At 66.6% G+C, this 20318-nt stretch carries 17 protein-coding genes; 11 read left to right on the top strand and 6 right to left on the bottom strand.

The window, feature by feature from the left end; genetic code table 11:
• Positions 1 to 74: 74 nt before the first annotated feature.
• The 6 genes from ACZ5YA_RS10740 (at position 75) to ACZ5YA_RS10715 (ending at position 6214) form a co-directional block, all read left to right on the top strand.
• Positions 75 to 737 carry a tetratricopeptide repeat protein gene (locus tag ACZ5YA_RS10740; RefSeq protein ID WP_464092483.1) on the top strand — a complete coding sequence of 221 codons (663 nt, stop codon included), beginning with the start codon at positions 75 to 77 and terminating at the stop codon, positions 735 to 737.
• 22 nt (positions 738 to 759) lie between these two features.
• On the top strand, positions 760 to 1203 hold the full coding sequence (locus tag ACZ5YA_RS10735) for a DUF3613 domain-containing protein (protein WP_059372263.1): 444 nt from the start codon (positions 760 to 762) through the stop codon (positions 1201 to 1203).
• A 102-nt stretch (positions 1204 to 1305) separates the two neighbouring features.
• Positions 1306 to 3348: a pilus assembly protein TadG-related protein gene (locus ACZ5YA_RS10730; protein ID WP_464092482.1), complete on the top strand. Its 2043-nt coding sequence runs from the start codon at positions 1306 to 1308 to the stop codon at positions 3346 to 3348.
• Between the two features lie 49 nt (positions 3349 to 3397).
• On the top strand, positions 3398 to 4795 hold the full coding sequence (locus ACZ5YA_RS10725; protein WP_464092481.1) for a sigma 54-interacting transcriptional regulator: 1398 nt from the start codon (positions 3398 to 3400) through the stop codon (positions 4793 to 4795).
• Between the two features lie 117 nt (positions 4796 to 4912).
• Positions 4913 to 5617: a DUF2968 domain-containing protein gene (locus ACZ5YA_RS10720; protein ID WP_464092480.1), complete on the top strand. Its 705-nt coding sequence runs from the start codon at positions 4913 to 4915 to the stop codon at positions 5615 to 5617.
• Positions 5618 to 5755: 138 nt separating this feature from the next.
• Positions 5756 to 6214, top strand: coding sequence for a DUF1178 family protein (locus ACZ5YA_RS10715; protein ID WP_059372268.1), 459 nt, complete (start codon positions 5756 to 5758; stop codon positions 6212 to 6214).
• A gap of 69 nt (positions 6215 to 6283) precedes the next feature.
• Here the strand turns inward: ACZ5YA_RS10715 and efp are convergent, their stop codons facing one another.
• The 3 genes from efp to ACZ5YA_RS10700 all read right to left on the bottom strand — a co-directional run bounded on the left by efp (position 6284) and on the right by ACZ5YA_RS10700 (position 9301).
• Positions 6284 to 6844, bottom strand: a complete 561-nt coding sequence (efp, locus tag ACZ5YA_RS10710) for an elongation factor P (protein WP_006225610.1) — start codon at positions 6842 to 6844, stop codon at positions 6284 to 6286.
• Between the two features lie 135 nt (positions 6845 to 6979).
• A complete protein-coding gene (gene earP, locus ACZ5YA_RS10705) occupies positions 6980 to 8092 on the bottom strand; it encodes an elongation factor P maturation arginine rhamnosyltransferase EarP (RefSeq protein ID WP_251882040.1) in 1113 nt (370 codons plus the stop codon).
• 6 nt (positions 8093 to 8098) lie between these two features.
• A complete protein-coding gene (locus ACZ5YA_RS10700; protein ID WP_059372273.1) occupies positions 8099 to 9301 on the bottom strand; it encodes a DUF2863 family protein in 1203 nt (400 codons plus the stop codon).
• A gap of 210 nt (positions 9302 to 9511) precedes the next feature.
• Here ACZ5YA_RS10700 and ACZ5YA_RS10695 point away from each other — a divergent pair, with 210 nt between their 5' ends.
• The gene (locus ACZ5YA_RS10695; RefSeq protein WP_251882042.1) at positions 9512 to 10288 is read left to right on the top strand and encodes a DODA-type extradiol aromatic ring-opening family dioxygenase; all 777 of its coding nucleotides are present in this window, start codon (positions 9512 to 9514) and stop codon (positions 10286 to 10288) included.
• 74 nt (positions 10289 to 10362) lie between these two features.
• Here the strand turns inward: ACZ5YA_RS10695 and acnA are convergent, their stop codons facing one another.
• Both acnA and ACZ5YA_RS10685 read right to left on the bottom strand, forming a co-directional pair.
• Entirely contained in the window at positions 10363 to 13068 is a 2706-nt protein-coding gene (gene acnA / locus ACZ5YA_RS10690) for an aconitate hydratase AcnA (protein WP_059372277.1), read from the bottom strand.
• A gap of 268 nt (positions 13069 to 13336) precedes the next feature.
• Positions 13337 to 14266 (bottom strand): LysR family transcriptional regulator, encoded by a 930-nt coding sequence (locus ACZ5YA_RS10685; protein WP_118932540.1) that lies wholly within the window; start codon positions 14264 to 14266, stop codon positions 13337 to 13339.
• A 148-nt stretch (positions 14267 to 14414) separates the two neighbouring features.
• Between ACZ5YA_RS10685 and ACZ5YA_RS10680 the strand changes: the two genes are divergently transcribed.
• From ACZ5YA_RS10680 to ACZ5YA_RS10670, 3 genes are read left to right on the top strand one after another with little or no spacing between them, the layout of a single operon-like run.
• Complete coding sequence (locus ACZ5YA_RS10680; protein WP_054453670.1) at positions 14415 to 15302, top strand: SDR family oxidoreductase; 888 nt, start codon at positions 14415 to 14417, stop codon at positions 15300 to 15302.
• A complete protein-coding gene (locus ACZ5YA_RS10675; RefSeq protein ID WP_280016659.1) occupies positions 15299 to 16801 on the top strand; it encodes an AMP-binding protein in 1503 nt (500 codons plus the stop codon). The genes ACZ5YA_RS10680 and ACZ5YA_RS10675 overlap by 4 nt, the downstream gene beginning before the upstream one ends.
• A 47-nt stretch (positions 16802 to 16848) precedes the next feature.
• Positions 16849 to 17835 carry a Bug family tripartite tricarboxylate transporter substrate binding protein gene (locus ACZ5YA_RS10670; RefSeq protein WP_059372289.1) on the top strand — a complete coding sequence of 329 codons (987 nt, stop codon included), beginning with the start codon at positions 16849 to 16851 and terminating at the stop codon, positions 17833 to 17835.
• A gap of 45 nt (positions 17836 to 17880) precedes the next feature.
• Here the strand turns inward: ACZ5YA_RS10670 and ACZ5YA_RS10665 are convergent, their stop codons facing one another.
• Positions 17881 to 18714, bottom strand: a complete 834-nt coding sequence (locus tag ACZ5YA_RS10665) for a FadR/GntR family transcriptional regulator (protein WP_059372291.1) — start codon at positions 18712 to 18714, stop codon at positions 17881 to 17883.
• Positions 18715 to 19033: 319 nt separating this feature from the next.
• Here ACZ5YA_RS10665 and ACZ5YA_RS10660 point away from each other — a divergent pair, with 319 nt between their 5' ends.
• Positions 19034 to 20233 carry an ABC transporter substrate-binding protein gene (locus tag ACZ5YA_RS10660; protein WP_059372294.1) on the top strand — a complete coding sequence of 400 codons (1200 nt, stop codon included), beginning with the start codon at positions 19034 to 19036 and terminating at the stop codon, positions 20231 to 20233.
• Positions 20234 to 20318: the final 85 nt, after the last annotated feature.

The following is a 20318-nucleotide window of genomic DNA, read 5'->3' as shown; positions in this document are numbered from 1 at the left end:
AAATTCAAATGCTTACGCCCGTGACTTCAAGGTTGTGAGGCTTAAGTAAGTGCCATTCGCCCAAGGAACCCGAGATGATGCTGTCCATGATCGTCGAGTCGCAACGCCAGGAACGCTATTTCGCGTCGCTTGCCTACATCGACGGCTACCAGCAGAAGTACGGTAATGACGCGCGCGTGGCCGTGCTGCGCGCCGAGGCGCTGCGCCAGACCGGGCAGGCGGCGCTGAGCGAACAGGCCTATCGCGCGCTGACCGCCACCGACCAGGCGGCCGAGGGCTGGCATGGCCTGGGCCTGATCGCCGGTTCGCGCGGGCAGTTCGATCAGGCGGCCGATTACTTCTCGCGGGCGGCCAAGCTGGCGCCCATGGACGCGCGCATCCTGGGCGACCTGGGCTATGCGCGTCTGCGCGCGGGCGATCCGGCGGGCGCGCGCGTGCCCTTGGGGCAGGCGGCCGAATTGACGCCGGAAAGCGGCAAGGTGCTGGCGAACCTGGCGGTGCTGCTGCTGGTGGAGGGGGATCCGCTCAAGGCCCAGCGCCTGATGGAGCGGGCGCAGCTGGGCGAAGAGGCGCGCGGACAGGTTCTGCGCCTGGCCGCCGAGATCCGCGGCCAGTTGGCCCCGGCGCCGGGCGCTTCCCTTGCGCCTGCCACCCGGGTGTCCAGCGGCGAACAGGCCGTCATGCCGTTGATGAGCCCCTTGATGGACGGCCTGGGCAACGGGCCCATCGTGCGCTAACTCCGTTTTAAGGAAGACTGCCATGTCTCCATCGACCCATCACGCCTTGTTCATCCTGGCCTGCGCGCTTGCGGCGCAGGCGCCCGCGGCCGCCCTGGCGCAATCCAATGCGCCGCTGACGGGCAGCATGTCGGGCGCCGCGAGCAGCGCGCCGCCCGCCCAGGCGCCCGCCGCCGCGTCGGCGCCGGAACCCGCGTCCGCGGCCTCCATGCCGGAGCGGGCCGTGGTGCAGCAGGTGCAGACGCCGCTGCCGCAAGCGCCTGCCGCCGCGCCGGCGGCGCAAGAGGGCTTTGGCGACGTGACGCGCGGCCTGCTGGCGGCGCAGGCCGACGGGCGGCGCGCTGGCAATGCCTTGCCCGTGCTGGGGCCGGTGTCCACGGCGGCCTGGAACCGCTACCTGGAGAGCTTCAAGCATCCCATTCCCGTGTGGTTCGACCGGAATGTGGAAATCCCCAACGTCCAATAGGTTCGGAGCGTTGCTGTTCCCCGCCGCGTGCGGGTATGGAGTCGCAAGAGCATGTCAGCCGGCCGTCCACATCCTTCCCCGCCGTCGCGGCAACGCGGCAGCATGACCGTCGCCGTCGTCTTCGCGGTGATGGTGGGGGTGGTGCTGCTCGGCGTGCTGCAGCTCGGCTACGGCTTCTACATGAAGCGCGAAATGCAGAAGGCGGCGGACCTGGCGGCGCTGTCGGCAGTCCAGGTGCTGAGCCTGGGCTCCAGTGCGGATTGCACCCGGGCCGCCGCCGCCGGCCGGGCTTCCGCGCTGGCCAATGTGCCGAACATCCTGGACGCGTTCACGGCCGCCGATTTCACGGTGGAATGCAAGGTATGGGATCCGACGCGTTCCGACCCCTCCGGCATGCACGTCTTCGACGCGGCCGGCGGGCAGGCCTATAACGCCGTGCGGGTGGCGGCGCGCAAGCAGCTGGCCAATCTCATCCCCGGCGTGGGCGGCGTCACGGCGTCGGTCGCGGCGGTGGCGACCAACACGCAGCCTGTGGCAGCCTTCTCGGTGGGATCGCGGCTATTGCGCCTGGAACGCGGCGGCCTGCTGTCGCAGCTGCTGGCCACGGCGGGGGCCTCGCCCACGCAGCTGGACGTGCTGGACGCCGCCGGCCTGGCCAATGTCGGCATCACCCCGGCCGGCCTGCTGGAAGCGCTGGGCCTGCCGCTGTCGGTGGCGGCGGGCGTGGGTACGCCCGAGCAATTGACGGCGCTGAGCAACCTGACCCTGGGTCAGCTCCTGCACGCCACGCTGAGCCTCATCGACAAGCAGAGAACCGTCAACGCCGATGTCGGGCTGCTGAGCGCAGCCATCAATACGGTGTTGGACCTGATGCCGCTGAACCTGCCTGTGAAGCTGTTCGGAGACGGCGGCGTGCTGAATCTGGACGTGGTGGGCGGCGACCCCAGCGCCGCTTTGCAGGCCCAGGTCAATGCGCTCAACATCCTGGAGACCGGCCTGGTCATCGCCAACGGCAGCAATCTGATCAATCTGGGGCTGAGCGTGCCGCTGCTGGGCCTGGATGCGGGGGTGCGCATCGTCGAGCCGCCTGCAGTGGCTGTCGGCGGCGTGGGCGTGCAGGCCGTCAGCGCCGGCATCCGCGTGTATCTGCGCATCAACACCAGCAACATCCCGCTGGTCGGGCCCTTGCTGGCCAACACCCTGAACACCAAGGTCGATCTGCCCATCATCATCGACGTGGCGCAATCCACGGGTACGCTGCGCAAACTGTGCGAGGCCCCCTTGGCCGAAAACCAGGCGGTGATCGACGTGACGTCGGCCGCGGCCAGCGTCTGCCTGGGACGCTTTCCGGGCATGGAGTCCAATACCGACATCAAATCCAAAAACTTCCAATCGCTCACGAACCGCTGCGAGCCCAGCGCATTCGGCTCCGTCGACCGCTATCAGGTACTGAACGTGCTGGGCATACTGCCGCTCAGCGCCCGGGTCACGTTGCCGGTGTTCAGTTCCTCCGCGCCCGTGTCGGTGACGCTGACCGCGCCGCCATCGCCCAACGCCACCGCCACCGTCAATGCCACCAACCTGGACCTCTCCAAACTGGCCGGCAACCTGACGGACGCGCTGATCGGAGGCATCCTGGGGGACTTGTTCAACAACGGCACGCCGCTGACAGAAAAGCAGCGCACCGATCTGGCGACGCAGTTGGTGGGCGGAGACAAGAACAACGCCGGCAAGACCATCTCCAAGGTCGTCAATGACTTGCAGTGGTCCAAGACGGCGATGGACCAGCTCGGCACGCGCCTGACGACGGGCGGCTTGACGGGTGTATTGGGCGGTACGCTGCAACTGGTCGGCGGCATCCTGAATTCGCTCTTGTTTGCCCCGCTCAGCGATGTGACCTGCGCCCTGGCGCTGGTGCCCGACGCGATCCGGCAGTGCCGTGTCAACGCGGTCGGCACGCTGGCCTTGAACGGCAGCGGGCAGGTAGGCGGCGTGCTGTCGGTCGTCATGGTGCTGCTGGATCCCTTGCTGAGTTCGTTGTCCGTGGTGCTGCAGCAGCTGCTCAATGCGCTGGGCCTGAGCGTGGGGCAGACCGACGTATCGCTGATTTCCGTGGATTGCGGCAAACCCCGCCTGGTGTATTGACGATGAAGCCCGTGACCCCTATCTCTTCCATTCCCGCATGGTCCAAGCGATGAGCCAGAATTTCGCGCGCGAAGAATTCGACGTGTACGTCTGGGAAGGCACCTCCGACATTGCCAGCCGCGCCGAACGTTGCCTGGCGGGCATGGACGTGTCGCTGCTGCGCGCGGACGCCGGCACCGCGTTTCCGCCGCCGCGTGACCTGGCGCGGCCGGCCGTGGCCCTGGTGTCGGTGTCGGTGATGGGCGACAAGCGCTTCAGCGGCTACGACTGGCTGGCGGCGCAAGGTCTGCCGGTCATCTGGGTGGCCGCAGAGGCGCGCGGACGCGATCCGCGCTACTACCCGCCGGAATACTCCTACACGTTGCCGCTGACCTTCACCACCGCGGACCTGCGCAAGCTGCTGTATGAGCTGCTGGGCACGCTGAACCAGCTCAACCGCGCCGCGCCTCGGCGCGAGCAGCCGCTGATCGCCGTTTCCGCGACCATGCAGGATCTGCTGGCGGAAGCCGACATGTACGCCGACTGCCGCAGCAACGTGCTGATCCATGGTGAAACCGGCGTGGGCAAGGAACGCATCGCACGCCTGTTGCATGAGCAGGCCGCCTGGTTCGACGGCCCCTTTGTGGCGGTCAACTGCGGCGCCATCCCCGAGGGCCTGTTCGAGGCGCATTTCTTCGGCCATGCCAAGGGCGCGTTCACCGGCGCGATCGGCGCGCACAAGGGGTATTTCGAGCAGGCCAACGGCGGCACGCTGTTCCTGGACGAAATCGGCGACCTGCCGCTGTACCAGCAGGTCAAGCTCTTGCGGGTCCTGGAGCAGAACACGGTGACGCGGCTGGGCTCGACCGTGGAAGTGCCGGTGGACTTCCGCCTGGTCGCCGCGACCAACAAGGATTTGCGCGTGCTGGTGGGGCAAGACGAGTTCCGCGCGGACCTGTACTACCGGCTGGCGGTGATCGAACTGCGCATTCCCAACCTGGAACAGTGCGGCCCGCAGGAAAAGGCGGCGATCTTCCGCGCCTTGCTGCAACGCCTGGGCGTGGAGGACGAAGCGCCGCAATGGCTGCTGGAACGCGTCTCGCGCACGCGCTACGAGGGCAATGTGCGTGAACTGTCCAACGTGGCTGAGCGCGTCGCGATTGTGCGGCGCCAGCGCCAGGTCTGGGACCAGGCGCGCATCGAACGCATCTTCGACCAATTGGCCGAGCCGCTGCGCTCGGCCGCCGCTTCGGCCGCCGCGCGGGCCGAGCCCGCCGCTTTCACCGACGCCGAGCGCGCCGAACGCGAACGCGTGCTGGCGGCGCTGGACGCCAATGGCTGGCGCCGCCAGGATACCGCCCACATGCTGGGCATCAGCCGCAAGGTGTTGTGGGAAAAAATGCGCAAGCTGCAGCTGGGAGCAGGTCAGGGCGAGCCTGCCGATGGCATTGCCGAGACGGCGATGTGAACACGCAATAGGGAATGCCCCGTAGGGGGCGACAGTCGCGCGGCCGGCGCATGTAAGCGTATCTGTCCCGGCCGAAATAAATTGCTATAGTTCCGCAACGATTTTTTTGGGGAAGGCATGAACGTCCAGATTATCCGTGGCGCCGTCCGCATGGCGCTGCTGGGCACGGCCCTGTCCGGCCTGGCCGCTTGCGCCAGCGCACAATCCGAAGCGCCCCGGGCCACGGTTAAACAGGTCGAGGACACGCAGGCGGCTTCCACGCCCGTGACTCCCCCCGCGCCGCCGCCAGCCGCGCGTCCCGCATCCACGCTGTCGGAGCTGCAAAGCCTGATCCAAAGCCGCCAGGTGTCGGAGCTGCGCACGGCCTACAACGGCACCTACGGCGCCAGCCTGCTGTTCAAGCCGGACGACCTGACCTATTACGTCGCCTTGTTCCAGCAAAAGGACTTCTGGCGCGTGGTGAAGACCAAGTCGGACAAGCAGGCCGAAGCCACCTACCGCGCCTTCGTCGCCCAATCCGCCGAACTGGCCGAGGTGGACATCAAGCGCATCAAGATGCAGGCCGAGTACGCGCACGCCGAGAAGCTGCTGGCCAGCCGCAGCGCCGAACTGAGCGCCCTGCAGGCCGATCGCGCGGTGCGCCTGCAGCAGGAAGAGCAGGTCGCTGCGCGCCAGGAGCAGTCGCGCCAGGAAGCCACGGCGCTGGCCGACCAGCAGAAGGACGTGCGCCAGCAGCTGCGCGACCTGCAACGCCAGATCGACGCCTTGCAGGCGCAGCAGGCGCAAGTAGGGAACCCGGCGGCCCAGAACCGCGGCAAGTAACCTTCGGGCATGCGCAAAAGCGGGCCTGCGGGCCCGCTTTGTGCTGGCCGGCCGGGAATAGGTGTTGCGCTCGCAGGGGCTAAGCGCCTGTCGCCGGCGCTTTCTTGTATTCTGGGAGTTGCACCCCATATAGACGCCATGGCACTTAAAGTTTTCGACCTCCAGTGCGAACACAGCCACATTTTCGAGGGCTGGTTCGGTTCGCACGAAGACTATGACGCGCAACAGGCGCGTGGCCTCGTCACGTGCCCGGTTTGCGGTTCGGCCAGCATCACCAAGCGGCTGTCCGCGCCGCGCCTGAACGTCGCCCATCTGCACGCGCCCGCCGCCCAGCCCCAGCTGCCGGCCAATGCCTCCGACGCGGAAAAAATGGCCGCATTGCAGGCGGTCGTCATGCGCCAGGTGCGCGCCTTGCTGCGCAACACCGAAAACGTCGGACCGCGCTTCGCCGAAGAGGCGCGCCGCATCCACGAAGGCGATGCCGACGACCGCCCGATCCGCGGCACGGCCACGCCGGAAGAACGCGAATCGCTGGCCGAGGATGGCATCGACGTCATGGCGGTGCCGGATTTCCTGGACGACGAGCGGCTGCAGTAACGCCAGCGCGCCGCGGCAATAAAAAAAGCCAGACCCGAAGGTCTGGCTTTTTCTTGCCTGCTTGCCGGATCAGTTGTTGACGCGGCTGCGGTATTCGTTCGTGCGGGTGTCGATTTCGATCTTGTCGCCGATGGCGCAGAACAGCGGCACGTTCAGTTCGTAGCCGGTGTTGATCTTGGCGGGCTTGGTCACCTTGCCCGAGGTATCGCCACGCACGGCGGGTTCGGTGTAGGTGATTTCGCGCACGAGGGTCGTGGGCAGTTCAACCGAAATGGCGCGGCCGTCGTAGAAGACCACTTCCACGGGCATCGCTTCTTCCAGGTAGTTCAGGGCGTCGCCCATGCTTTCGGCTTCGATTTCGTACTGGTTGTACTCTTCGTCCATGAAGACGTACATCGGGTCGCCGAAGTAGGAGTAGGTGCACTCCTTGCGGTCGAGCTGGACGACTTCGAACTTTTCGTCGGCCTTGTAGACCGATTCGCTGGCCGAGGCGGTCAACAGGTTCTTGAACTTCAGCTTCACAACAGCGGCGTTACGGCCGGACTTGTTGTATTCGGCCTTCTGGACCACGAGGGGATCCTTGCCGACCATGACCACGTTGCCGACTCGCAATTCCTGAGCGGTTTTCATCGATAAAACTCCGGGGGTGATGGGTGCACTCGCCGTGCTTGCAAAAAGCCGCCGCAGACAGCGGCTTCATGCACACCCCGGGAGGCGTCATAGTTGAGGCCCGACAAATACAGGGCGCTCGGAAAACTCTCTATTCTAACGTTTCTTGGCCAAGTCTGCGCAAAAATCAGCCAGATTTTCGGCAAGATCCGGTAGTGCGGCCTGGCTGGCGTCCCAGGCCCGCGCGGCGGCGGCCCAGTCCGCCCAGGCGGCCGGCGCCAGGGCGGCGGACAGCGCCGCAGGGGTTGCGCCCGTTTCCGGGTGGTTCCAGGCTCGGATCAGCGCCTGGGCGGTTTCGGGGGCCGGATAGCGTGCCAGCCAGGCTTCCAGTTTCTCCAGGTGCACGTTTTCGTCCTGGGGGTAGATCTGCCAGACCAGGGGGCGCGCGGCCCAGGCGGCGCGGACGAAGGAGTCCTCGCCCCGCACGAAATTCAGGTCGCAGCACCACAGCAGCCGGTCGAAATCGGGCTGCGCCACGAAGGGCAGGCGGGCCACCGACGGCGCGCCCGGCGCCGCGCAGGCGGCTTCCAGTCCGGGGGCTACGCCTTCGGGGGCAAGCAGCAGACTGGGGCGCGGGTCGGCCGCCAGGGCCCCGGCCAGCGCCGTGATCGGCGCAGTCGGATAGCAAAACAGGGACACGGTGCGCGCACCGTCGCGGCGGCGCAACAGCAGATCCTGCGGCACGCCCAGCGACCGCAGGAAGGTTTCCTGGTCTTGCGGCGATGCCTGCAGGGCGTCGCGCTCGGCCGACAGGCCCGGCTCGCGCAACAGCCCGCCGGTGGCCTGGGTGAAGCCGGGAAAGAAAAAGTGCTTGATCAGTCCATCCGGCCGCTGCGAGGGCAGGCCATGGCAGCTTTCCACCCAGGATTCGGCGCTCAGGTATTCCAGGTTGATCCAGGCCGGATGCACGCGCCGCATGCTTTCCAGGAATGCCTCGGGTGGGTCGCAAGCGAATGCCTCGATCACCACGTCCCGCGCGGCCAGCGCCGGATCCGGCGATTCGGACCAACGCACGATGTCGATGCCCGCCAGTTGCTGGCGCGGGCTGTCCGTGGCAATCCCGGGCTGGATGCGGGCGAAGCTGGCCAGGTCGTCGACCCACAGGCGCACATCCCAGCCGCGGCCGTGCGCCAGCCGGCGCGCCAGGCGCCAGCAAACGCCAATGTCGCCATAGTTGTCGACGACCCGGCAGAAGATGTCCGCTTGCATGGTGGCCTAGTGGAACTTGGCCGGCGAGGCCTCCGCGTCCTCGGGCAGTTCGGCATGCACCAATTCGCCCAGCGGATTCGGGAAGTAGGGCGCGCCGCAGTCTTCACAGTACTCGGGAGGCAGCACGCCAGGGATGCGGCGTACTTCGGTGACGCCGTATTCCTTGAGCAGCGCGGCGATCTCGTCCACCACGTCGGGCTGGCCTTCGTCGGACGGCAGGTCTTCCTCGCGCCCGTACAGCGGCCAGACGCAGCCGTAGTACACGTCGTTGCTGCTGCGCGCGGTGAAGCCGATGCGGTATTCGTCGATGCGGCTTTCGCCGCAGCCGGCCACCACCGCCCGCAACTGGGAGGCTTCCAGGCTGACCGCGCCTTCGAGCCAGCTGACCGCCGCGCGCAGGGACAAGGGGCGCACCCGCCGGTCGGCTTCGCGGTTGCTGACATAGTAGGCGTCGGGCAGCAGGGCTTCGAAACCGCAGCCTGGCAGCAGGTTGGCCAGGGTCGGTTGGGCCTGCGCCGCCCATTGTTCCTGGCAGGCGTCGCGGCTGGCGTCGGCTTCGCCCAGCTGTTCCTGCCAGCGGAAGATCGGCTCGCCTTCGGGTACCGCGACGGCCGCCACGATATAGCGCGTATCGGCCAGCATGTTGGCCGTCTCGGTCTCGGTGTTCAAGGCGGGCTTGGCGGTTTCGGCGCCCAGCGCCTGGGTGCCCAGGCGCTGCAGCCATTGCCAGGTTTCGGAGAAGGTGCGGGGCATCTGGTCCACGCTGACCAGCACCGGCATCAGCGAGCTGCGGGCCTTGCTGGACAGGACATGCCCATGCAGCTGCGCCAGCAGGGCCTGTTGCGCGCCGGCGGCGATCGGGCCGGTCGGAATGGCGTAGCGGGTCCAGGCGACGATGGGGGCCACGACCAGCAAAATGTCGTAGTGGACGCCATTTTTCTCGATCTTCATCGATTCGGACAGGGTTTCGGCCTGTTCGATCAGGATCTCGTATGCGCCCACGTCGTTCTGGGCGAGGTGGTCCAGGGCCGCTTCCAGGGGAGCGTCCTGCCCCGCCTTGAGCAGCTTCGGAATCGCTACGCCAAGCTGGTTCTCCCAGAACACGTCTTCGAGGCGGCTGCCCGAGCGGTTGAGCGCCTGGGCAAGCGCGACCAGTTTGGCGGCGTCACGGGTGAGGCGGGGAGCGGATTGGCTGCGGGATCGGGCCATAACTTCGGGGAGCGTCCAGTAAGTGTGCAACTGTGTAGTTTAACGCCCGGCGCGGACGGCGGCGCGCAGCCCCCCGTGAGGCGCGCCAGCCATGGCGGTACAAATTTATTGATGCTAAAGCAGCAACAGATAATGCCAATCAAGGTGGTTTATTGCTGAGAGGAAACGGCGGAAAATACCCTCATCTACTCAATATCAGGAGGCGCCGCCATGCGTTGGCCTACGCTTTTCGTATCCCATGGATCCCCCATGCTCGCCGTCGAGCCTGGACAGACCGGCCCGGCGCTTGCCGCCTGGAGCGCCGCGCAGGGCCGCAAGCCCAAGGGCATCCTGGTCGTGTCGCCGCACTGGATGGGCGAGGGTCTGGCGCTGTCCACCCGCGACCGCCAGGTGGCCTGGCACGATTTCGGCGGTTTTCCGCCGGAACTCTATCAATTGCAGTACGCGGCCCCTGGCTCGCCGGAACTGGCGGCGCGGGTGCAAACCCTGCTGGCCGAATCGGGCATCGCGGCCGACCTGGATCCGCGTCGCCCGCTGGACCATGGCGCCTGGGTGCCGCTGCGCTACCTCTATCCGGAAGCGGACGTGCCAGTGGTGCAGCTGTCGCTGGACATGGGGCGGGATGCGGCTGGCCAGCTGGAGCTGGGCCGCGCGCTGGCCCGGCTGCGGGACGAGGACATCCTGGTCATCGGCTCGGGTTCGCTGACGCACAACCTGCGCCACGTGCGCATGCCGCAGGACGCGCCCGCGCTGCCCTACGTGCCGGCCTTCCAGCAGTGGTACGCGGACAAGCTGGGCGGCCATGACTTGCCGGCGCTGCTGGACTGGCAGGCGCAGGCGCCAGGCGCGTCGCAGGCTCATCCGCACGACGACCACCTGATGCCCCTGTACGTGGCGCTGGGAGCGGGCGGAACCGGTTTTCAGCGCCTGACCGATGAAATCTCGTACGGCGCGCTGGCAATGGACGCCTACGAGTTCGCGGACTGATTTGAAGCGCGGCCGCAATGAAAATGGCCCGGGAACCTCGCGGTTCCCGGGCCATTGCCTTGCCGGTCAGGCGATCAGGCAGCCAGCAGCTGGCGCAGCACAAAAGGCAGGATGCCGCCGTGCTGGTAGTAGTCCACCTCGATCGGGGTGTCGATGCGCAGCAGCACCGTCACGTCCTGCTTCGAACCGTCCTTGCGGGTGATCGTCAGCGTCACGTCCTGCATCGGCTTGATGCCGTTTTCCAGGCCGGAAATGTCGTAGGTTTCCTCGCCGGTGATGCCCAGCGACTGCACGCTGTCCGAGCCCTTGAACTGCAGGGGCAGCACGCCCATGCCGACCAGGTTGCTGCGGTGGATGCGTTCGAAGCTGCGGGTGATCACGGCCTTCACGCCCAGCAGCTGGGTGCCCTTGGCCGCCCAGTCGCGTGACGAGCCGGTGCCGTACTCTTCGCCGCCGAACACCACGGTGGGGGTGCCCGCGCCAACGTACTTCATGGCCGCGTCATAGATGGACATCTGTTCGCCGGTGGGCTGGAACAGGGTGTCGCCGCCCTCGAAGCGGCTGCCGTCCGGCAGCGCCGGAATCATGAGGTTCTTGATGCGCACGTTGGCGAAGGTGCCGCGCATCATGATCTCGTGGTTGCCGCGGCGCGAGCCATAGCTGTTGAAGTCGGCCTTCATGACGCCGTTTTCCTTCAGCCACTTGCCCGCGGGCGAGGTTTCCTTGATGGAGCCGGCCGGCGAGATGTGGTCGGTCGTGACCGAGTCGCCGAACACGCCCAACGCACGGGCGTTCTTGACCGTCGGCATCGCGCCCGGCGTCATGCCGAAGCCGTCAAAGAAGGGCGGTTCGGCGATGTAGGTGGAATCAGGCCAGTTGTAGGTGTCGCCGGTAACGCCCTTGATGTTCTCCCAGAGCTTGCCCGGGTTGCTCTTGACCTGGCCGTAGTTGGCCTCGAACGCCTTGGGATCCAGGGCGTACTTCAGCAGCGATTCGATTTCCTCGGTGGTCGGCCAGATGTCGCCCAGCCACACGTCGCCGTTCTTGCCGCGGCCCACGGGCTCGGTCATCAGGTCGCGCGTGACCGTGCCGGCCAGGGCGTAGGCCACGACCAGCGGGGGCGAGGCCAGGAAGTTGGCCTTGATGTTCGGGTGGATGCGGGCCTCGAAGTTGCGGTTGCCCGAGAGCACGGCCGAGCAGATCAGGTCGTTGCCGGTGATGGCCTCGTTCAGGTCCGGGGTCAAGTCGCCGGCGTTGCCGATGCAGGTCGTGCAACCGTAGGCGGCCACGTCGAAGCCCAGCTTTTCCAGGTAGGGCAAGAGGCCCGTCTTGGTCAGGTATTCGGTGACCACGCGCGATCCCGGGGCCAGCGAAGTCTTGATGTGCTTGGGCACGGTCATGCCGGCTTCCACCGCCTTCTTGGCCAGCAGGCCGGCCGCCAGCAGCACGCTGGGGTTGGAGGTGTTGGTGCAGGACGTGATGGCGGCGATCAGGACGTCGCCGTTCTTGACCTTGGTGCCGGCGCTGGTGGTGAAGGTCTGCTCCAGCTTTTCGGCCGGCTGATTGAAGCCGTTTTCAGCGACCGGCTTGGAGTACAGGTCGATGAAGGTGTTCTTGACGTTGCCGATCTCGATGCGGTCTTGCGGGCGCTTCGGACCTGCCAGCGACGGCGCGACGGTGGACAGGTCCAGCGTCAGCAGCTTGGTGAAATTGATGTCCTTCGCCTTGGGCACGCCGAACATCTTCTGGGCCTTGAAGTAGGCCTCGAAGGCGGCGATTTCGTCTTCCGTGCGGCCGGTGCCGCGGAAGTAGTCGATGGTGCGCTCGTCGACCGGGAAGAAGCCCATGGTGGCGCCGTACTCCGGCGCCATGTTGCCGATGGTGGCGCGTTCGGCCACGGACAGGCTGGCGGTGCCTTCGCCGCAGAATTCGACGAACTTGCCCACCACCTTCTCGCGGCGCAGCATTTCAGTGATGGTCAGCACCAGGTCGGTGGCCGTGACGCCGCCGCGCAGCTTGCCCTTGAGTTCCACGCCGACCACGTCGGGGGTCAGGAAGTACACGGGCTGGCCCAGCATGCCGGCCTCGGCTTCGATGCCGCCCACGCCCCAGCCTACCACGCCGATGCCGTTGATCATGGTGGTGTGGCTGTCGGTGCCCACCAGGGAATCCGGGTAGTAGACGTTGTTCTTCTTGTCCAGGTGCACGCCGCGCGCCAGGTATTCCAGGTTGACCTGGTGGACGATGCCGAAGCCCGGAGGCACGACGCCAAAGGTGTCGAACGCCTGCATGCCCCACTTCATGAACTGGTAGCGCTCTTGATTGCGCTTGAATTCCAGCTTCATGTTCAGGTCCAGCGCATTCTTGGTGCCGAAGTAGTCGATCATGACCGAGTGGTCCACCACCAGGTCCACCGGCACCAGCGGCTCGATGCTCTTGGGGCTCTTGCCCATCTTGTCGGCCACGGAACGCATGGCCGCGATGTCGGCCAGCAGCGGCACGCCGGTGAAGTCCTGCAGCACCACGCGGGCCACCACGAACGGAATTTCGTCTTCGCGGCGGGCATTGGCCTGCCAGTTGGCCAACTGCTTGACGTGCTCTTCGGTGACCTTCTTGCCGTCGCAGTTGCGCAGCACGGATTCCAGCACGATGCGGATCGAAACCGGGAGCCGCTGCACGTCGATGCCGAGGGACTTGCCCAGCGCCGGCAGCGAATAGTACTGACAGGATTTATTGCCGATCTTGAAATTCTTGAGGGTGTCTAGGGTGTTGTGCGGCATGATGGACTCCGTGGTTTTGCCCGGTTGAAGCCGGCATTTTCTGGCGTTTTTGCGCATTTGTCATTCTATGTGAGACTGATGCCTGCGCGGCCGTATGTCTTATATCTTATATAAGACTTGAGCGAACCGCCAAAGTTCCCCTACTGCAATCAGGGGCGGGCGGTCGTTGGCCCAAACCGATACTCTGGCCGAGGCGTGCGCGGGTCGCAAGCCTCTTTTATCAAGAAAGTCCTACGCGCATGTTGCGGCCCAGCGAGGCGACGCGGGTCTACGCAAGAAAATCGCGCAGCAGCACGGTCAGTTCGGTACGCAGGAAATCGACCACCGCGCGCTGTGCGGTCGAGGGGTAGGGGTTGGGCGTGGTCAGGATGAACAGCTTGTCGCCTGGCCCCATGGCCTGGTAGGCCGGCAGCACCGGCGTCAGCCGTCCCGCGGCAAGATCCTCGTGCACCACGTAGGCCGGCAGCAGCGCCACGCCCGCGCCGGCGCGGGCGGCTTGCGCCAGGAACGGGAAATACTCCGACTGCAGCCGCGGCGCGAGCTTGGCCTCATGCAGCTGGTCCTTGCGGCGCAGCCGCAGCGTGACCTGGGGCCTGGGGTCGGGCGGACCCAGGAAGTGCAGGCGGCCGAGGTCGCGCGGATGGGCGGGCGGGCCGAACTGCTGCAGATAGGAAGGCGCCGCGCACAGCACCCATTTCACGTCGCCCAGCGCGCGCGCCACGTAATCCTGCGGCGGCGTCGTCATCACCCGCAGCGCCACGTCGATTTCCGACGAAATCAGGTCGCTCACCCGGTTCGAGAACAGCACGCGCAGCGTCAGCGCAGGATGGCGCAAGGCGAAGCTCACCAGCAGCGGGCGCAATTGGTCCAGTTCTCCCAGGCCGGTGGGAATGCTCAGCCGGACGTGGCCCGCAGGCTCGGTGCCGAGCTTTTGCAGCGCATGGCGGGCGGATTCGACCTCGCGCGCCATGCGCGCACCGTGCTCGTACAGCACCGAGCCTTGCTGCGTCAGCTCCAGCCGCCGGGTGCTGCGGCGGATGAGCTGGGCGCCGAAGGCGCGTTCCAGTTTCTGCAGGTTGCGGCTTACATGCGACCGGGTCACGCCGTGGCGCACCGCCGCCTCGCTCAGCGTGCCGGCATCGACGATGGTCACGAACAGCTGTATCAGGTTGAGGTCCAGCGCGGGCAGGGCGGGCATGCGCGGTCCTATTGTTGACTGTGAGGAAACATAGTTTACGCAAGCTGCGGGATTGTCGCGGCGTGGCGGCGGTTGATATTCTGGCCTCCATCACCAAGGAGACTAGGCCATGCCCCAAAACCAGCCCGGCGGGACCGTCCCGCAAACCATGTTCCGCGCCGATCTGTTCCGCGGCGAGCGCATCCTCGTCACCGGGGGCGGCACCGGCCTGGGCTATGCCATGGCCGAGCGCCTGGCGTCGCTGGGCGCTGCGCTGCACCTGTGGGGACGCCGCGCCGCGGTGCTGGAAGAAGCCGCCGCCGGGCTGCGCGCACGTTACGGCGCCGAGGTCCACGTCCAGGCGGTGGATATCCGGGATGCCGAGGCCGTGGACGCCGCGGTCGACGCCATCTGGACCGGGCATGGTCCGCTGACCGGCCTCATCAACAACGCCGCGGGCAATTTCATCAGTCCCACCGAGAAACTGTCGCCGCGCGGCTTCAACGCCATCGCCGACACGGTGTTCCGCGGCACCTTCTACACGACCCAGGCCGTCGGCAAGCGCTGGATCGCCCAAGGCACGGGCGGAGCCGTGCTGTCCATCGTGGTGACCTGGGTCTGGACCGGTTCGCCCTTCGTGGTGCCCTCGGCCATGTCCAAGGCCGGCATAGACGCCATGACCAAGTCGCTGGCCATCGAATGGGGCCGCCACGGCATCCGGCTGAACGCCATCGCGCCGGGCGTGATTCCGACCGAAGGGGCCAGCGCGCGGCTGCGGCCCAAGGATTCGGGCGCGGATGCGCAGACGCAACAGAATCCGATGCGGCGCCTGGGCACGGGGCATGACATCGGCGAGCTGGCGGCGTTCCTGCTGAGTCCGGGCTATGACTGGATCAACGGCCAGACCATTGCGCTGGACGGCGGCGACTATCTGGCCAACGGCGCCTACTTCAAGCAATACGCCGAATGGAGCGACGCGGACTGGGCCGCCGCGCGCCAGGCCATCGAAGCGCGCACCGCGCAGGACAAGGCGCAGCGCAGCACGGGGGGCGCATGACGGACAGCACGATCCACGCGGGCGGCCAACACTTGTCGGGCGCGGCGCTGGCCGCGCGCGGCGTACAGGTCGCCGCCGGCCTGGCGGCAATGGGCGTGCGCGAAGGCGATGTGATCGCCGTGCTGCTGCGCAACGGCCTGCCTTATCTGGAGATCATCCAGGCCTGCAAGCGGCTGGGCTGCTACTACTGCCCGATCAACTGGCACTTCACCGCGGCGGAAGCGGCATTCCTCATCGAAGACAGCGGCGCCCGCCTGCTGATCGCCCATGCTGATCTGTGGTTGCCGCTGCGCGATGCGTTGCCCGCCAGTCTGCCGGTGCTGCTGGCCGGTCCCGGCGCGTCGCAGTGCGGTCATGCGGACTACGACGCCTGGCGTGACAGCCAGCAGCCCTACGACGGCCCGCGCGTGGCGCCGCGCGGCCACATGGCCTATACCTCGGGCACCACCGGCCGGCCCAAAGGCGTGGTGCGCGCGCCGTTCCCGCTGGAACATCTGGCGCGCCACCTGGAACAGGTCGAAGCGGTGGTGGAGGCGGCCTACGGCCTGCGTCCAGGATCGCGCGCGCTGCTGCCCGCGCCGATCTACCACAGCGCGCCCAGCGTATTCGCGCAGGTCGCCTTGCGGGTCTGCGAGACCTTCGTGCTGACGGACAGGTTCGATCCGGTGGAAGTCCTGCGCCTGATCGAGGCGCATCGCATCGATACGGTGTATCTGGTGCCCATCATGTACGTGCGCCTCTTGAGGCTGGACGCCGCCACCCGCGCCGCGCATGACCTGTCGTCGCTGCGCTTCGTGGCCTCGACCGGCGCGCCCTGCGCGCCGGAAATCAAGCGCGCCATGATCGAATGGCTGGGTCCCGTCATCCATGAAACCTATGCGTCGAGCGAGGCGGGCATGGTCACGGTCATCGATTCGCACGAAGCGCTCGCCCGCCCCGGCAGCGCCGGCCGGCCCATCGGCGGCGCGCAGGTCAGGATCTATGCCGAAGACGGCTCGCCCTGCGCGGCGGGCCAGGTCGGCCGTATCCACGTGCGCCAGCCGGCCTACGCGGACTTCACCTATCGCAACAACCCGCAGGCCCGCGCCGACGTGGAGAAGGACGGACTCATCGGCCTGGGCGACCTGGGCTATCTGGACGCGGACGGCTATCTCTACGTGTGCGACCGCGAATCGGACCTGGTGATCTCGGGCGGCGTGAACATCTATCCGGCCGAGGTCGAGCATCAGCTGATGCAGTATCCGGGCGTGGCGGATTGCGCGGTGTTCGGCGTGCCTGACGACGAGTACGGAGAGAGGTTGATGGCGCTGGTGCAGCCCGCGGCGGGCGCCTCGCCCGATCCCGAGACGCTGACGCAATGGCTGGGGGAGCGAATCGCACGCTACAAGGTGCCGCGCGAATTGCAACTGCGGTCGGAGTTGCCGCGCGACGACAACGGCAAGATCGCCAAGCGCCGGCTGCGCGCCGAATTCTGGGCGGGCAGGCAGCGCCAGGTATAGCAGGGCGGCGTATCGCCGCCATAACAAAACCCACAAGGGAGACAGGCATGGCAATCAGGCTGAACCTCAGGCTGCGTCGCATCGCGACCGCGGCGATCGTCGCGCTCGCGGCTCCGGCCGCCGCGCTGGCGGCATTTCCGGACAAACCGATCAAATTGGTCGTGCCCTACACGCCGGGCGGCTCCGCGGACCAGTTGTCGCGGGTGCTGGCCGAAGGCATGTCGCGCGACCTCGGGCAAACCGTGGTGGTGGAGAACAAGCCCGGCGCCAATACCATGGTCGCTGCGACCCAGGTGGCCAGGTCGGCGCCGGACGGATACACGGTTTTCCTCGCCAGCAATGCCAGCATGGTGCTCAATCCCATGCTCTACCAGCGCATCGCCTATGACGCCGCGCGCGACTTCCGCGTGTTCGGCATCGCCGCCGAGTTGCCGCTGGTGGTGGTGGCGAACAACGAGGTCCCAGCGGGCACGCTGGCCGAGTTCGTCGCCTATGCCAAGGCTCGGCCCGGCAAACTGAACTACGCCTCCGTGGGCATAGGCAATCCGCTGCAGCTGGCGACCGAACTGCTGAAATCGCGCACTGGCATGGACGTGGCGCATATTCCGTACAACGGCAGCGCGCCGGCCCTGACCTCGCTGATGGGCAATGACACGCAGCTCATGGTGGACGTGATCAGCACCTCGCTGCCGCTGGTGCGGGAACGCAAGATCAAGGCGCTGGCCGTCACGACTGGCGAGCGCCTGGCCGTGCTGCCGGAGGTGCCGACCGTGGCGGAAAGCGGCTTTCCGGGATTCCGCGCCGCCACCTGGTTCGGCCTGGCCGTGCCGCGCGCCGTGCCGCAGGCCGAGGCGCAGCGCTTGCAGGCGGCGCTGGACAAGGTGCTGAAGGATCCGGCGTTTCGCGGTCGCTTCGAGCCGCTGGGTCTGGTGATCCAGGCGCCCCGCAGCCAGGCAGAAATCGATGCCTACGTGCAGGAAGACCGCCAGCGCTGGGGCGCGGTGATCGAGGCCAATCACATCAAGCTGGACTGAGGCGGCAACGGCCGGCCGGCCCACGCCGCCTGGCCGCCGGCGCCGTCAGGCCTTCTTGCCGCTGCGGCGCGCCTTGCGCGTGACATTGCGCCGGGACATCTCTGAATCCAGGATCAGCCGGCCTTCGAGCTTGCCGTGCATGCGCTTGACCGAACGCATCGCGTCCTGCATGTGTTCGCTCATCAAGTCGCGCACCTTTTCGACGTCGCGCTCGCGCGCCGCGGCCAGGATCTTGCGGTGAAATCCCGTGTTGGCGCTGCCGAAACGCTGCTGCTCGGACAGCGGCATCTCGTTGTCGAACACGGTCAGCTGCCGGATCATTTCATTGGTCATCTCGCAGCTGAAGCGCAGGAACGGATTGGGGCAGGCCGCCGCGAAGATGTCGTGGAAATTGATTTCTTCCTGGCGCTGGGCCAGCGGGTCATCGACGTGCTCGGCCGACGGGTCGCAGCAGGCGATGTTCTCCTCCAGCGCAGCGAAATGCGCCTCCGTCAGGAACGGCACGGCGCTGGCGGCGAGCTCAGGCTCCAGCAGCTTGCGCACCTGGTAGATGTCCTCGATCCGCACTTCCTTGAAGAACAGGTAGTTCTGCATCAGCTGGAAAGTGCGGTCCAGCGGCACCTCGACCACGGTGCCGCCGCCGCCCGGCCCGGTGCTGACCTTGACCAAGCCCTGCACCTCCAGCGACTTGAGCGCTTCGCGCATGGTGCTCTTGCTGACCGAGAACATGCTTTGCAGCTCGCTCTCGCGCGGCAGCTTGTCGCCGGGCAACAGGTTCTTGGCCGTGATCAACCGCTTGATCTCTTCGGCGACCAGGTCGCTGCGCTTGGGCGGACTCGACGCGCCCGCGGCTTGTAGGTCGTGACTGTTGAACGCCATTGCGTTCCTCCGTTGCTGCGTGGTGTGCGCGGGGCATGCCCCGGGCGGGTTCTGCGCGGACCCCGGGTTATACCTGATGCGCCTTCTATTGACAGATCCGGCTCGCCAAACTGATCATGATAATAATCCTATTTATCATGATAAATAGGATGGTAGTCGCAGTATAGGCATGAGGCCAGGACTTGCGAGTACGCCCACGCGGCGGCAGCCCTGGCACGGGAGCTTGGAGCAGACAGAGTCGGAATGGGGACGCGCATGGTGCGCGCTCGACATCGTCAATATGCCGCGGCACCGCCAGCGGCAGCCAGGGAGAACCATCTTGAATCGCCGCAACCTGCTGAAATTGGCCGCGCTTGGCGCCGTGCCTGGATCACTCTGGACCGCCCGGTCCGCGCTGGCGCAAGCCGACGCCATTCAGTTCGGGTGTCCGGTGCCCATGTCGGGTGCCTTTGCCGCCAATGGCAAATACGCCGACCTGGGCATGAAACTGGCGCTGGAGCAGTATGGCCGCGCGCTCGACCGGCCGCTGGCCTATACCGTGCTGGACACCGAGGGCAAGCCGGCCACGGCGGTGCGCAAGGTCCAGGAAGTCTCGCAACAGAAGGGCGTCAAATTCTTCGCCGGCGGCATCCTGTCGTCCGAAGCGCTGGCCATGGGCAAGGAAGTGGAACGCGCCGGCGGCGTCTTCATCACCACGGCGGGCGCGGACGAAATCACGGGCAAGGACTGCAACCGGGCCACCTTCCGCTGGTCTGTGCCCACTTTCGGCGCCATCGAGCAGACCGTGCGTCCCCTGCTTGAAAAGCTGCCCAACGCCAAGCGCTGGTACACCATCACGCCGCAATACGTATTCGGCGACGGCCTGCTCAGCGCGGCCAAGGCGATCTTCAAGGAAAAGGGCATCGAGCATGTGGGCAACAGCTATCACTCGCTGACCGAGAAGGAGTTCAGCGGCTATCTCACCAACGCCATGGCCGCCAAGCCGGACGTGCTGCTGATCCTGAACTTCGGCTCGCAGTCCTCGGACACGCTGCGCCAGGCCGTCAGCTTCGGCATGAAGCAGAACTGCACCATCCTGGTGGCCTGGGCTTCGGGCCTGGAGCAATTCGAGGGCCTGGGCGCCGACCTGTGCGAAGGCGTGTACTTCGGCGCGCAGTACTGGCACGGCATCGACTCGCCGCTCAACAAGGAACTGGTGCAGCTGTCCCGCGACAAGACGCGCGCCAATCCCAACTACAGCCTGGCAGGCTCCTACATCTGCACCCGCATCATGCTGGACGCCATTGTCAAGGCTGGCAGCGCCGACCCGGCCAAGGTGATTGCCGTCATGGAGGGCATGGCCTACGAAGGCCTGACGGGCAAGGAGGAAATCCGCAAGGAAGACCACCAGGTCCTGAAGAATTACTACCTGCTCAAAGGCCGCGCCAAGAAGGACATGAAGGACAAGGACGATTACGCCGAGATCGTGCATAGCGGCCGCTCCTTCCTGCCGCCCGCGGAAACCGGCTGCAAGCTGTAGCCCGCCCCTGAGGCGGGCGGCCGTGGGCGCGTTGCGTCCGCGGCCGCCGCGCGCCCCGCGGCCTTCCGTTACCTCCATCGGGCAT

Source organism: Achromobacter sp. JCM 18799 (assembly GCF_055395645.1).
Note: the sequence above shows the minus strand (reverse complement) of the source record. Positions and strands in the feature narration are given on the sequence as shown.